At 37.3% G+C, this 14746-nt stretch carries 11 protein-coding genes and 2 pseudogenes; 1 reads left to right on the top strand and 12 read right to left on the bottom strand.

The genetic code is table 11. The annotated features are described in order from the left end of the window. From RTK36_RS11635 to RTK36_RS11660, 6 genes are all read right to left on the bottom strand, one after another. Positions 1–551, bottom strand: a 551-nt coding sequence (locus RTK36_RS11635) for an SPFH domain-containing protein (RefSeq protein WP_312047423.1), incomplete at its 3' end; no start/stop codon positions are given. Positions 552–575: 24 nt separating this feature from the next. Beyond that, positions 576–2090, bottom strand: a complete 1515-nt coding sequence (hflK, locus tag RTK36_RS11640; protein WP_312047424.1) for an FtsH protease activity modulator HflK — start codon at positions 2088–2090, stop codon at positions 576–578. Positions 2091–2101: 11 nt separating this feature from the next. Beyond that, positions 2102–3055 (bottom strand): DUF1385 domain-containing protein, encoded by a 954-nt coding sequence (locus RTK36_RS11645; RefSeq protein WP_312047425.1) that lies wholly within the window; start codon positions 3053–3055, stop codon positions 2102–2104. Next, a complete protein-coding gene (locus RTK36_RS11650; protein WP_312047426.1) occupies positions 3045–5285 on the bottom strand; it encodes a peptidylprolyl isomerase in 2241 nt (746 codons plus the stop codon). The genes RTK36_RS11645 and RTK36_RS11650 overlap by 11 nt, the downstream gene beginning before the upstream one ends. Positions 5286–5391: 106 nt before the next feature. After that, positions 5392–5595 (bottom strand): aminomethyltransferase beta-barrel domain-containing protein, encoded by a 204-nt coding sequence (locus RTK36_RS11655; protein WP_312047427.1) that lies wholly within the window; start codon positions 5593–5595, stop codon positions 5392–5394. 45 nt (positions 5596–5640) lie between these two features. Next, entirely contained in the window at positions 5641–6102 is a 462-nt protein-coding gene (locus RTK36_RS11660; protein ID WP_312047428.1) for a hypothetical protein, read from the bottom strand. A 403-nt stretch (positions 6103–6505) separates the two neighbouring features. Between RTK36_RS11660 and RTK36_RS11665 the strand changes: the two genes are divergently transcribed. After that, the gene (locus RTK36_RS11665) at positions 6506–7936 is read left to right on the top strand and encodes a M23 family metallopeptidase (protein WP_312047429.1); all 1431 of its coding nucleotides are present in this window, start codon (positions 6506–6508) and stop codon (positions 7934–7936) included. A gap of 170 nt (positions 7937–8106) precedes the next feature. On the opposite strand, the gene RTK36_RS11670 is transcribed toward RTK36_RS11665, so the two are convergent. The 6 genes and pseudogenes from RTK36_RS11670 to RTK36_RS11695 all read right to left on the bottom strand — a co-directional run. Further along, the gene (locus tag RTK36_RS11670) at positions 8107–8361 is read right to left on the bottom strand and encodes a helix-turn-helix domain-containing protein (RefSeq protein WP_312047430.1); all 255 of its coding nucleotides are present in this window, start codon (positions 8359–8361) and stop codon (positions 8107–8109) included. A gap of 15 nt (positions 8362–8376) precedes the next feature. Continuing rightward, positions 8377–8856 (bottom strand): annotated as a pseudogene (locus RTK36_RS11675) (type IV secretory system conjugative DNA transfer family protein); the annotation flags it as partial. Between the two features lie 112 nt (positions 8857–8968). After that, positions 8969–10840, bottom strand: coding sequence for a group II intron reverse transcriptase/maturase (gene ltrA / locus RTK36_RS11680; protein ID WP_312047431.1), 1872 nt, complete (start codon positions 10838–10840; stop codon positions 8969–8971). 717 nt (positions 10841–11557) lie between these two features. Continuing rightward, positions 11558–12898, bottom strand: a pseudogene (locus RTK36_RS11685) (type IV secretory system conjugative DNA transfer family protein); the annotation flags it as partial. A 149-nt stretch (positions 12899–13047) separates the two neighbouring features. Beyond that, positions 13048–14130, bottom strand: a complete 1083-nt coding sequence (locus RTK36_RS11690) for a DUF3991 and toprim domain-containing protein (RefSeq protein ID WP_312047432.1) — start codon at positions 14128–14130, stop codon at positions 13048–13050. A 17-nt stretch (positions 14131–14147) separates the two neighbouring features. Then, positions 14148–14746, bottom strand: a 599-nt coding sequence (locus RTK36_RS11695) for a tetratricopeptide repeat protein (RefSeq protein WP_312047433.1), incomplete at its 5' end; no start/stop codon positions are given.

Genomic DNA, 14746 nt, shown 5'->3' on the forward strand with positions numbered 1-14746 from the left:
GGAAAATTGAGTACACGTATCTGTGCATCTACTACCTCTATACCATAACTGGTCGCACGTTCTTTTGCATAAGTCACAGCATCTTCAACTAATTGGCTGAGCTGTAATTTTTCAGGGGCAGTATTGACAAGCTGCTCTAAATTATACTTACCGAGTTGCACACCAAGACTGGACGAAAAAACATCCAAAAGCCGAGATTCAGCACCAACTTGCGTTTGTACTGTTTTTAAGTAAAGGACTGGATCAACAATTTTCCATGTTCCATAATAATCAAGAGATACACTTTTTTTGTCTAATGTAAGTAATTCTATTGCGGTTGTTTGATATACTTGAATACGCTTATCAAGGCGTTGTACTGATTGAATAGGATCTGGTAGTTTTACTTTTAGTCCGGGAGTTGTATCTACTGAAACAGGATTTCCAAATTGAGTTACAACTGCATATTCTGTTGTATCAACTTTATATACAACTAACGTTGCAATAAATAACACCAGAGCAAGTGAAATTCCACCTACCAATTTCTTAGAAATTTTCTTTTTTATTAATGTCATCGTTATTCCTCCAAATATTTGTTATTAATCATTCGGTTTCTTTGTAAGCCAAAGGTCTGCATTGTTTATCTTTACGCCCTCGCCTAGCAAGAGTTTTTGCACATTTGGCAGGACTTTTTCCATAGCCTCCATGTACAACCTAAATTCAGTAACACTGCGAGAAGCTACATAAGCTTCTTGTTTTTGTATAAATAAAGCGGCATCACCTTCAGCTGTTTGTATTTTCTCCTTTTGATAGCCTTCTGCTTCAGCAATTGTTTTATATGCTTCTGCTTTGGCTTGGGGAATAATTGTATTTTTATAAGAGGTTGCCTGATTAATATAAATACTCTGATCCTGTCTAGCTGTTGCTAAGTCTTGAAAACTAGCAATAACACTGGCAGGTGGTTCTGACTGAACAAGCTGTACGGACACCACCTCAATACCTGTATTATTTTTATCCATAGTTTCTTTTAAAAGTGTCATTGCAGCAGTTTCAATTTCTTCCTTACCTTCAGTAAGTATATAATCAATATTGCGCTCGCCAACGATTTGACGAATGCTCGTTGTTGCACTGGATTGTATTAGTAAATCTGGGTTTCTAACATTTAAAATATAATTAGCTGCATTGTTAATCCGATAATGTACCGACATGTTGATGTTTACCAAATTGGTGTCACCACTAAGAAGTTCCTGTTGTCCTGTTTCAACCTTCTCAATATTCCCAGTCTTTACAACAGTAACCTGACCTATCGGAGCTGGAAAATTATAATGGATGCCTGGCTGGGAGTTGGTTTGTACAACTTCCCCAAATCGGCGAACTACTCCTGTTTCATCTAAATTAACAATATAAACTCCCGATACAAAATAGGATACAACTAATAAACCACTGATTCCAAACACCATTTTTTTATTATAATGAAACCCATGATGATGAGCATGTTCTGATTGAACCTCCTCCGGATGCAATAACATACGAAGATTTGATGTAAAAATTTCATATCCTGCTATCATAAGCAGAACCATGGCTACAATTGCTGAAACTTTGTCTAAGTCAGGCATACTAAACAGAGATCCTATTACACCAACCAATACTGCAATAGAACAATACATGTCCATCTTAGAATGATACCCATCAGCCATTAAACTCTCAGAACCCGTCTGTTCTCCTACATAAATTTTATATCTTGCCATGAAGTAATTAATTATAACCCCTACAAAAGCACCTGCTGCCACAAACGGTACATACCGCAACTCGGTTTGCTCTGATTTCAAGGCATCTGAAAGTATTTCGACTCCCATATAGAAGATAAACAGAGAAACAAAAATAGCCAGTATATTCTCTGCTTTTTTGGAGGCAAACTTAAGCTTTTCAGCTCCGTATCTAGTTACCATTAAACCGATAAATACTATGCTTGTGACAAATACATCGGTAAAAGAATGCCAGGCATTAGCTTGCAATCCAATGCTTCCTGAAAGGCTAGCCAACGAAAACCTTAAAATAATAAGAATAATATTGGCAACGATTGTAATCAATATTGTTTTTTCTTTACGACCCATATCTACTCTCCTTATGTTAAATTATTAAGTATCTGGTTTTTGCTAATTAATTGTTCTACCGCTGAAATAGCGACCTCCAGTTGCTCTATTGATGGTTCTTTAGTGGTAATACGCTGAATCCATAGACCTGGCATAGAAAGCAACCTAACCAGAAAATTATTAGAATTCTTTCCAGCAAACCGTATAAATTCGTAACCTAATCCTGCTAAAATGGGAAAGAATGCCAGTTTTGTAATAACTCTTGAAATAATTCCATTCCATTGAAAAAATGGTAGAGAGTAAAATATAATTCCAATCAAAATCATTACAAAGATAAAACTGGTTCCACATCTAGGATGAAACCTTGTATGACTTTGGGCATTAGCAACATTCAACTCTTCGCCTGCTTCATAACAGGCAATTACCTTATGCTCTGCACCATGATAGGAAAAAAGAGTTTTCATGTCTGGCATAAGGGATATGACAGACAAATAAATCACAAGAATAAACATTCGGAAAATTCCTTCAAATAATCCTCTAAAAGGTTCAATATCTTGTGAACTCAGAGACTGAACCCACTGAGTTAATAGCGTTGGCAAATACATAAAAATGCAGATACTAAGTATGATTCCAACCAAAAATGAAAACACCGTAATTATTTCCTGCAAGTAATTCCCAAGTATCCTTGCTAGCCATTGCTCAAAACGACTTTCACTCTTTTCATCTTCAAAATTTTCTTCAGCAGAAATCTGTAAAGCATGATTACCCAACCAGAGCATTTGAAAAAAATTGATACTTCCTCGTATAACAGGCAGCTTTAAAACAGAAAATTTTTCTGATAAAGCTACAAAATGTTCTATATGGGTTTTAATACTTCCATCTGACTTTCGCACAGACACTGAGTAATACTGGCCATCCTTCATCATAACACCATCTAAAACAGCTTGACCTCCAATAGTACTAAAGCTTATTTTTTTATTGTTCACTTTTAAGTTTACCTCCTCCTGTGACATCAACCGCTTTCATCATATTACGCAGCGTTCTGTTATACACTTTAAAATTAGCATTCGTAAGCATTTTCTCTTGCATTTGATAGGTTGATTTTTCGTGTGCCAGATCCTGCAAATGGCTTTTAATCTCCTCAGAAGCTTCTTCTAGCGTAGGAATAGTAGCTTCGGTTCGATTTCTTACTTGAATAATATAATAGCCATTATCATAATCCAGTACGGGGCTGACATCACCAATTTTTAAAGAAAAGGCTGATTTTGATATAACAGGAGCAAGATATTCCTCATGTAAGTCACCTTCTATTTTTCCACCATTTGCTGCTGATGCATCTTCAGAATATTTTTTTGCAACCTCTTCAAAAGATGTTCCACTATTTAAAGATGCCAAAGCCTCATCAGCTTTTACTTTGGCCTGCTGTGCCTTTTCTCCACCTACTCCTTGATCAATCCAAATTAAGTTCAATTCAACCGTAGATGGTTCTCTTAGTTCCTCCTGATTTTCCTTGTAAAATGTAGAAATCTCCTCTTCTGTTGGCTCTGCTAGATTAACATCAACCTCTTCTTCGTGCATTACTTGAGAAAGATATTGAATTTGCAACTCTTCCATCTTATGGCTTTCATCAGAGCTATCAGAACCATCACTGCTATTCTCCAACAATAGTTCTTTTGAAATTATCTGTTCAACTAAACTTTTCTTTGCTTCATATGTTGCAAGTGCATCCTGATAAATAGGTGACAACTCCTTGAATTCCGTATAAAACTCACCCAGTGTATAACGCCTGCTATGAATACTAAAAAGAGTATCATTTTTGCGTTGGTTATATTCTGTGTCAATAATTTTACGTAACAATTTTGATTCAATTTCTTTTCTAGCCGCAGAAAGGGGGGTTAGCGAAGGTTTTGCTGTTTTGGTAGGCTTCACAATGCTAACAGTCCCATCGTCATTTGTAATAGGATCGCTGACATCACCCACATTCATTTTCCATAATGTAGTTTCCATTGGTTCACTTAAACTTCCTTTTTCGGCTGTACGACTCTCTGCTTTACCACCTTGAGAGTAGACTGTGGCAACACTAACAAAGGATTCACCTGAGCGGATTTTACGGATAGCCTCCGTTGCTTTGTCGGCCCTATCCGCAGGAATGAGAATCTCCTCAAAGCTTATTGACGCAGGAATTTGAAATTCTTTTTTATTATTATTATAATAGATTGCAATTTCTTCCTCTGATGGAGCGGCAACCTTTAGCACTTCAAAATCCACTTGAAGTCCTGCTGTTTTCTTTAGTTCTTCAATAAAAGCAGGGAAAAAGTTCTCTTCCTTTTGAGCAGCAAGGGTTTCTTTAATTTTCTCTTCTACATCGGCCAAACTTTTTCCTTGAAATTTCTCCATATTATCAGAGTAATATTGCTGAATTTCCCATTTAGTAACAGAATCAGCTGTGACGTTGTCATTATGGAGCTGTGAAACATACTGTTCTACGGTTACATCATTCAGTAAGTCTTTCATTCCATGTTTTACCTCTTCTCGATTGGTAATACCTTGTGCATCGGCCCAATCCTTTATGATTTGCTCCATTGACATCCGACTAACCATTTGTTGATATCCTTGCAGGGAATCAATTGGATGGCTTTCACATTCTTCACTTGGATCACATTTACTGTGATCATAACCATGCGAAGGACATAACATGTGTTCTCGTTCCTTTAACCCCTCAGTCTCAATAAAAGATGTAAGTTCCTCTATAGTAATGTTTTTTCCATTATAAGTAGCTACAACATCAGGGCTTGGAGGTTTTGGCTCGAATAGAAATGGGAAAAACCTAAAAACTCCTACACTAACAAGTGCAATTATTGTAAAAACAATTAAAGGCGTTCTTCTTTTCTTTTTATTTGGATTTGGTAATAGCACATTCTCTTCCGAAAAATCACTTTCATACTCCTTAGCTAAATGATCTTCAATTGTATTGGCACTTTGTGGTTCCTCAAAATCACATTCTGTGTTACTCGCAGATATTTCAGGTTTCTTTGCATCAAACGCATTAAGCTTCGTTGGATTTGCCGACTTTGTTTTATTTTTCTTTAAACCAATTGCATGAAGCAAGTCCGACAAAGTAGATGCTTCAGACTCAGGTGGTGACTCACGTTGATTATGCATTTCATCATTTTTTAAATCTTCATTTTCTGTGGAAGATTTGTCGTTGGTGTCCATTTGTATCCCTCCTAGTACAACATTTAGTGTCAGTATAAGAAATAAATATGGGAAAATTATGGTGATTAAAAAAAGACAGAGCATTTTATCTTTGCTCTGCCCTTTTTCATTTTTTTCTTTTTTGGATAACTCCGCCACCAAGAACGATATCGTCATCATAGAATACGGCAACTTGACCAGGGGTAATTGCTCTTTGTTGTTCGTCAAAACTTACATTGCTTAAATCCACCACAGTAATAGTTGCCCACTGTTCTCTATGTTTATAGTGCAATTTTATTTTACATGGCATTTCTTTGTTCGGTGCTTTCATCTATTCCTTTCTTTTTTACAAAATAGCTTCTAGCATAGTTACAAATTAATCCTGAGTCATCAACTGATTTGTACTAATTGTACGTTGAAGTGCATTAACGAGTAAAGAAAGGACAAATTTTTGCTCTGCAATGTATTTTTTAAAAGCAGTAAGTACAACTGCTTTTTCTTCAACTGTCATGTCAAAAGTTTTTGCAGAGAAAATCCATTGTAGACTTAACTTACGCTCTTCATTTTCTATTAGAGAACATGTATACCTCATAAATGCTTGATGCTGTTGAAATGTGGTAATCTGGTATTCACTCATTCTAATTTTACTTTTACACTTGGCTGAAAGAATAGCATAAGTAGAGCGGATGGCTTGCTGAAACTTTTGTAGTGTTTCATATATTTGATACCGATTGCTCATAAAATCGGCATACAAAATTGTTCCATCATCAGTTTTATTACAAAGTAGTATAGACATTAAACCTGTTGGAGCCGATATTATTTCAGTCGTATTTTTCATGCACATGCACATATGTTAATCTCCCTTAATAATATTTTCTTATAAAAAGATATGAAGATACCCAACGCATCTTCATATCTAAATATATAAAATTCTGCCGCCTAAATGCTGGCTACACCACTCGCTAATTTAGTACTTGTTAGTATCTGAGGTATTTTTTAAGCAGTATAAAACCACAAAATAAATGTAGGACGACAGAATACTATAACTAAAATATAAAATAAATGTGGTATTTTTATGAGGAAATCAAATATGCAAAATATAGATATTATCATAAAATCCCCATATTCTTTCTATATAATTCGACAGGTTATTATTCAATGTAACATCACAGACCAGTGACAACGATATTCTAAGTTGTATATACGGCAAGTATATATAATAAAATTTCATGAGGTAATAGATGAATAAAAAATTACATAATTTAAATAAATTGAATGTACGACTATCAAACATTAACGGTTATAAAAAGTTATACTATTTTAAAATAAGTAAAAATTTAAAATCTTATGTCGCACCTTTGCTATGCCCCATTGCAGCCATACTGCTTTTTTCAGGTATTACTGTTTTTTCATCCGTATATGTGCAAGCAGTAGAAGTAGATATCAAGGATAAATCACTGGCATTATCTGCTAGTGAAATAGAAGTGAAAGCAGCGATACAAGATGTTGAGCAACAGGTTTCAGAAATTATAGGAGAAGAATATACTCTCGAAATACCTGTAAAGATTGAAGCGAAACTGGCTACAAAGGAGGATGTTGCTTCCATCCAAGACCTTCAATCTACAATTATGAATGAGATTGATGCAGTATCACAAAGTTACGTTATAAAGGTTGATGGAGATATTGTTGCTGCAAATGAGAATCAAACTGCACTTAATAATATTTTGAACGACTTAAAAGAGTCATATCTAAGTGAAAGTACTGTGAAATCGGATTTTGTCCAAGATGTAAGCATTTCGTATGATTATATACCTACTAATATGCTACAAGACTTGTCCTCCATCCAAAGCAAGCTGTCAAAAAATATTAAAGAAGCTATGAGCTATAACGTACAAAAAGGAGATACTTACAGTGAAATCGCACAGACTTTTGGTATGAAATTAAGTGAACTTATGTCGCTCAATCCACAGGCAAGCATAGAACGATTAATGATAGGCGATGTTTTAAATATCAAGAAGGAGGTTCCTTTTTTATCTGTTAAAACAGTAGAGGAGGTATCATATAAAGAAGAAATTGAAAGTCCAATTGAATACAAAGAAGATCCAAATCTATATATTGGAGATACTAAGATACTTTCAAAAGGAACCCCTGGCGAGTCTGAGGTACAAGCTAGTGTTACACTAATAAATGGTTTAGAGCAAGAGAGAGAAATTATTAAAACAAATGTTGTTACCACCCCTACTGTTACCATTATAGCCAAGGGAACAACTCCTAGGCCAAAAACAGCCTCATTCGGGACATACATTTGGCCAGTTAGAGGTACTGTATCCTCTGCAGTAGGAAACCGCTTTTTGTTTGGTTCAAGCGATTATCATTCTGGACTTGATATTGCTGCACCTTATGGAACAACAGTTAAAGCCTCTGACGGTGGTAAAGTCACATTTTCCGGTTGGAATGGTGACTATGGGAATTTAGTCATCATTACCCATGACGATGGAACCCAAACATATTATGCACACAACTCATCTCTTTTGGTTTCAAAAGGTGATAGAGTTTATCAAGGGCAATCCATTGCTAAAGTAGGTGCAACTGGTCGCACCACCGGAAATCATAGTCACTTTGAAGTGCGCGTGGGTGGAGCAGTAAAAAACCCATATAACTATTTGTCATAGCGGAAACATTTACTTTAGATATAGAGATAATGCAATTGGTTTTATTGTCTTTCTCTGTAATAAAAATACTTAAAGTTTTTCCTTCTGGATGGGTCACCATGAACGGAGACTCCGTCCACCGAATAGCAAAATCATCTCCTTGGCGGAAAACAATATGTTTCCAGAATTATTCACTTAATAAAATAACGATTGGAAGTGTGACTGCCGTTCTCTCGGTATCTGCTCTCCTTAGTAAGGAAGCCATAACGGATTAAATCTGTTATGGCTCTTTTTACGGTGCTAACCGACAGAGAAGTGTCCTTTGCAATGGTCTTAACCGCTGGCCAACATTCACCGTCCTTGTTACTCCTGTCCTTGAGATACATATAGACAGTCTTTGCCCTTGGTGGCAAATCTTCTTTGTAAAGCGTTCCGAAAAAGCTCATAAATATTACATCTCCTTATGGTCGTAGTTTCGTTTTGGATTTTTGTTCTGTCATTTCCTGCTCGGTGATAGGTGTATGATCCATTCCGCCGTAGGCATTGCTGTTTTCCTTTGATTCGGGTGTAGGTGCTATAGATTTCGTGTCAATGATCGCATTTAGGATGTTTTCCTCCAATTCCTCTTTGTCAGCATAATGAACCTTACGGTGGGAGCGTTCCTCGGTTTCATAGGTTTTGTCAAAGGTAATACCCCAATCAAGGAACAGCTTCAGCTTAGTCTGCATTGGGTGCGTTCCTGTTTTCATCACAACGAAGTTACCTTTCTTCAGTGATTTCAGTTCATCGGCAGTAAGCAGTGGCCGTTCCATCATCTGCAGGGATTGTGAGGGATCATTCTTGCCACGGCTGATGCTGCCGCTCATAACCGTGCGTGTGCCAAGTGCCTTGGACAAGGTTTCTGCTGTTTCAGAGTTAGGTGCGAAGCCACCAAAGATGGTGAATAGCGATAGGTAATTCTTTGATGTCATCTCTAAATTTTCCCCCGCTTCACACCGTGCGTGAGACTTTCACCTCACACGGCGTTCCATCGTCTAATAATTAAATCATAATCTACACTTCAGATATTAAAATTGGCTCCAAATTAAGTTTCTTTCTGTATCGGTTAAGCTTATCTCTTTGTTTGTAGTTTAGCTTTAGCATAAGGCTATATTTAGTTACAACATCATTCTTTACAGCGTGTATTAACTTATGAACATCGCTATCAATTAACACAAGATTTTTATATTCATCACGACCTCCGTTTTTTATGGGGATTTTATGATGACAATGTATTCTACCTATTTCAAGTGGTTTCCCTGTAACATAGCATTTTCCGTTTTGAGCACAATAGAGTGCTAATCTATTATCGTTATACTCTATGCTACGATTTTGGATAGGATTTTTCATAAGATAATGTAAAATTTCAATATTTATTTTCTCTAAATTCTTATGAATTAGGGTTCTACCCTCAGCCGTATATTTATTTACTTTTACAGGCTTATACATTGGACTTTTGTGCCTTATTGCTCCGATTGGGGCAATGGCTTGATTTTTGACATATCTAAGCTGTCTGCTGTCTGCGTATGTTTTGTAAACATATCCCTTTTTACCAATTCCAGATTTTTTCTTAATTCTACTTTTAAGCCTTGTCTTAAAGGTTCGGTCAATTAGAAAAGCAATTTTTTGCAAGTCAATATTTATATTCGTTGCTATTCGATAATAGTTATGTATTCCTATCACCATTGAATTATAAATATTAACTTCTAAATGTTCCATTTTCTCGTTTTGCGGTTTTTCTATTTTCTTAATTTGACCTTTTAGTTTTTCTGATACTTTAGTCAATGATTTTTCAGTTAGTCCACTGGTAACAACATATTTGTTTGATTTTTTAATAGCCTTGATTTTAAATCCCAAAAATTCAGAATAGTTTTTTTTAAGATTTACAACTTTTGATTTTTCAGGACTTATATCAAGTCCCAGTCTATCCTTGAGCCACATTTTAGTAGCTTCAAACATTTTGTCAGCATCACTTTGATTTCTGCAAAAAATTTTGAAGTCATCTGCGTATCTTATGACAAAACATTCTTTTAAGTTTGTTTTCTTCAAAGCTAAATATGTGCTACCCCTATTTAATGAACCATTTGGGTGTACAGTTGATACATAATTATGCTTTGTTTTCATATTTTCCCATTGCGAGGCAATCCACCAATCAAGCTCGTTTAACACAATATTTGATAGTAATGGAGAAATTATCCCACCCTGTGGAGTACCTTTCTCTGGAAATCCAATCCCAACTACCTCTGCTTTTAGCATTATAGAAATAATCTTCAACAGTTTCTTATCTCTAATACCCAGTGTCCACATTTGTTTTAACAGCTTTCCGTGATTAACATTATCGAAAAAACCTTTTATATCAATGTCTACCACGTATAATAATTTCTGCAACTGTATTGCTTTGTAGACTTGGGCAACCGCATTTTCAGCACTCCGATTAGGTCTAAATCCATTCGAACGTTCGTGAAATTTTGCTTCACAGATAGGCTCTAAAACTTGTAATATTGCTTGTTGTATAAGTCTATCCATAATTGTTGGTATCCCAAGGGGACGGGTTTTTCCGTTTCCTTTTGGTATTTCTACTCTGCGAACTTTGTTTGGAGTATAAAATTGGAATTTGTTCTTAATATGCTGTATCAGTTTTTCTGTTTCCCATTTTTGTAAGTCAAGTATCGTTTTTTTATCTGCTCCTGCCGTTTTACTACCTTTATTATTCTTGATATTTCTATATGCAAGTTTGATATTTTCCTCACTTGCAATTATATCTACGAGATTATAGAAAATTTTATCATCCTTACTTTTTACATATAATTCATCAAAAATATCAGTTAGATTATAATATTCGGCATTTCGCAATTTCTTTTTCTTTGGCTTTTTAACATCTGTCAAAGTTAGCTACTCTCCTTTATGGATTTTGCTTTTCTTAGTCATACTCGAACCTTTGTAATTAGTGTATTTATGCGTATAAATATTTTGACGACTAATGGCTATCCCTCCACCATGTTTCCATAGTCTCAAAGGTACTGTGCCATCACTTTCAGTTAGATAAAAACAAGTTATTTATTCCTTGTTAATGTTTCTTAGCTTGTATCAGCTCCACATTCTAACCTTCCAACGTTCCGATATTCCTATCTGTTCATATATCCTTAGGTGTTCTCTTTGAGCCTGTATGCTTGATACCGCCTTTAACGGTATAAGGCTTTTCATAGCCAACATTTTTACTAAACCTCACATACTGCCAATTAAGACACTTGCACATTTCTATGCAATCAACTTATAGACCCTTTCATTCGAGAATTCGTCAGTATTTTATGAATACATTCTCACCATAGATATTTTATAGACCACCGATTTATAGATTACACCACTTACCTCTAAGTAGCTTTCGTTGCATATTCTAATGCGTTACGGCAATTCTCAATCGACTTCAACGAGCTCTACACAAGAAATTTTGATACAAAAATTCTTGCATATCGTAGTATTATGGAGGCACTTCGGGGCGTTACTCCCTCATTTTACCTATTGGAATATCAGTTCTACTAAACTGAACATTTTAACGTTCTTTCATTTAGTGCCTAACCTTTTCAGTTAGGAACGTTTCGCACGCTGGCAGTTATCAGTGATGATTTCGGAACCCTCTTTACCGTAGTTTTTATCAAGCTGGGCAAAGGACTGAATGATAGGCACAACAGATATTCTTCGGGAGCGTCCTGCAGAGAGCATCATTTCAAAGCTATCAATCTTAGGGATGGTACCAATCTCATCGGCATAGATAACTACCCTGTTAGGGAGCTTACCACCATGCTCATCGGCTACTGCAAGCATTTCACGATAAAACTGTTGGAGGAACAGCGATACCATAAAATACTTTGTGTTGTCCTCCTCCGGCAAGATTAAAAAGATGGCCGATTTCTCCTTGCAAAACTTTTCGGCATCAATTGCCGTGTGAAAGCACAAAATCTGTTCAAGCTCGGTGTCAAGAAATGAATTGAGCTTTGAGAGAACGGTAGACAGAACCGATGCCATCGCCGCCTCACTGGAGTTTAATGCGGCACCGGCAAACCACCTTGCCTTGTGGGTGGACGGCAGCAGTTCCATCATCACTTGGAACTGATTTTTGCCTTTTACCTTTGATGGTGCGGTTAAATCCTGCACCATTTTGAATACCGACACAATATGACGTCTGTCTACCGTTTGCCCATCAATTTTCGTAGGCGGCAAAAACTCTGCAAGGAGCAAAATCACCGCAGAGAGCAGCCCCTCTGCCGAGTCGTAGAAGAATGCATTTTGCCCCATAGATGAGTTATCGCCATCGGGAGTAATAATGGTTTTGGCAATAATTTTGGCGTACTTTTCTGCTTTTGCCTTTGCCATCAGATTGTTGTTATCGGCACGGTAGACGTCCATATATTTATTGACAAGATGGAGAAGATTGTTGCCGTCACTCTTGGTAGGATTTCGCAGGTCGATGACTGCAATGTTGTAGCCGTAGTTCTCCTTGGCTATACTGCCATAATTTCGAGCCAAATCTCCCTTGGTGTCGGTGGTGATGAAGCTCATGCCACTGGCACAGGCATATTCAAGATTTGGATAGAGGAAAAATGCGGTTTTACCAACACCGGCAGCACCAATCATGAGGCAGTGAACATCGCCTGTATCTACTAATCCTGTGACAGCTCCTTTTCTGCTAAGAGAGCCGACAATCAAGCCTTGTTCGGTGGGAAGATTTTCACCCTTACGCCAGCTGGGAACATCAAACAGCACTTGATTATATACTTGCTTAATTTCTTTCTTAGTCAGAAACCTTGCTACACCATGCTGACCGTCACCAACGGTTCTTGACTTGATACCGTTCAGCGTGTAAAAGTGTGCCAACATAGAAAGACCGCCTATAACAAAAAACATCAAGGCGGCCGAAGATATTAAAATAATTAGTGGTTCGTTCATGTAATTCTCCTTATTCAATTTTTGTGGTATACTGTTTTCGAGGTGAAATAGATGGGTACCAAAAAAAATCTGCCCGAACTGTGGCAGAAAAATGAAACAAATCATGAATAAGGTAGGATAACTACAACAACGTTATCCTGCCTTATGTCCTATGCCATATTCAAACTCATTGCTTGTTTTGGTTCTCTCTGCTGCTCCTGCAAATCCTCATTGAAATCTTTAAGGATTGGCAGTAAGTGTTTGACTGTAACCTCTCTTTCGTCAAGTAGCTTTTCAAACTTATCAGAGGCTTTATGCCCAGCAGTGTCATTGTCAAGACAGAGAACAACGGTTTTCAAATTCTCGTTATTTTCAAGTTGCTTCACCATTGCTTGTTCCGATAAACCGCAGAGAGCCACATAGCTGTGCTTTTGCCAATCGCTATTTTTATACATACAGATAAATGATAGCATATCAATCGGTGCCTCAAAAACATAGAGCCTGTCGCTTATACCTTTTCGGTTGAAGCTGTAACAAGGATTACTGCTGTCAATGTTGCCCTTGTAGCTTTTTCCCTCGGAATAAATGCCACGCTTATGTGCATGACGAGCCGCGCCATTTTCATCGTAGCCAACAAAGATTGCATTATGGAACTCGTTCTTTCCGTCCTTGGATTTTTCAAGGCTCTCGTAGATTAACTTTTCCCTTGCAAATGTTGATAGCACCTCGCTGTCTAAACAGCGGTGCTTGATGAGATAGGCAAAGGTTCTACGCATATCCTTATTTTGCGGTGGCAACTCAAAGGGCTTTTTCGGTTCTTCCACACGCTCCGATGTCTGATGGTAGACCGCTTTGCAGTTGCCACCTAACAGCATTGTGACTGCATCGGGAAACGAGAGGTTATAAAAATTCTTTATAAAATCAATTGCATAGCCACCTTGCTCGGCGGCATGATCATACCACTCGTTTCCTCGGACAGTAATACTGTGGTCACTGGAGAGTCTTTTTTCTCTGCCGGAGGGAATGAGCTTTTCGCCTTGCTGTAACAAAAAATGTTCAAGATCAACGCTGTTTGCTCGTTCTTTTTCCTCATCGGTAAAATGAATATATTTTGCCATAGGCGCCTCCTTAATTGTTTTGCCCACCTTACGATGAAAGGCTACCCGTTTGATTGGGTAGCCCTTTGCATTTTGCGGGATATTAAATTTATTAGAACGGGATTTCTGATAGGGTTCTTTCTTGTTTTTCTTCATAAAAGTGCAACTCCTTTTTAATATTCCAAACGCTGTTCGTGATCGTCCTGCTTATGACCCTGTGCCATTTTCTTTTCACGCAGTTTCCGCATACGCTTGCTGTCAATCTGTAAGCTAATAGAGGCTTTTTGCGGTGGCTGATTATTTTCAAATATTCGGCTCATATGGTGCATGAGCCTTGTCACTGCAAAGGACACCGAGGGTTCTTTCCAGTTGTCCATGTTGTCGAGAAAAAACTGAGCGTATTCATTGCCTTGCTCTGCGGATAGCGTAAACCATTTGATTGCGGTTTCTTTATCCTTTGGAATTTCTTTTCCCATAAGATACAGCTTTCCGAGAACATATTGGGCAAATTGGTTGCTTTGCTCCGCTGATGCAGTGAGATAGGATATAGCTTTCTGAACATCCTTGGGTATCTGCTCACCTGTGAGATAAAGTTTTCCAAGCTGATACTGTGCAAACTGATTTTGCTTTTCTGCTGATTGTGTCAACCACTTTACTGCCTTTTGGATATCTTTATATCCATCCTCGGTAAGATAAAGTTTACCAAGTGAATATGCCGCCCACTCGTTGCCTTGCTCTGCCGACAGGGAAAACAGCTCCACAGCCTTAGCAA

Source organism: Anaerotignum sp. (genome assembly GCF_031981185.1).
GTDB lineage: Bacteria > Bacillota > Clostridia > Lachnospirales > Anaerotignaceae > Chakrabartyella.

Bases quoted from the DNA above. Each gene is read 5' to 3' on its own strand.
- hflK (WP_312047424.1), bottom strand. From the start codon at position 2,090: ATGGGTCGTAAAGAAAAAACAATATTGATTACAATCGTTGCCAATATT.
- RTK36_RS11650 (WP_312047426.1), bottom strand. From the start codon at position 5,285: ATGGACACCAACGACAAATCTTCCACAGAAAATGAAGATTTAAAAAAT.
- RTK36_RS11655 (WP_312047427.1), bottom strand. From the start codon at position 5,595: ATGAAAGCACCGAACAAAGAAATGCCATGTAAAATAAAATTGCACTAT.
- RTK36_RS11660 (WP_312047428.1), bottom strand. From the start codon at position 6,102: ATGAAAAATACGACTGAAATAATATCGGCTCCAACAGGTTTAATGTCT.
- RTK36_RS11665 (WP_312047429.1), top strand. From the start codon at position 6,506: ATGAATAAAAAATTACATAATTTAAATAAATTGAATGTACGACTATCA.
- RTK36_RS11670 (WP_312047430.1), bottom strand. From the start codon at position 8,361: ATGAGCTTTTTCGGAACGCTTTACAAAGAAGATTTGCCACCAAGGGCA.
- RTK36_RS11690 (WP_312047432.1), bottom strand. From the start codon at position 14,130: ATGAAGAAAAACAAGAAAGAACCCTATCAGAAATCCCGTTCTAATAAA.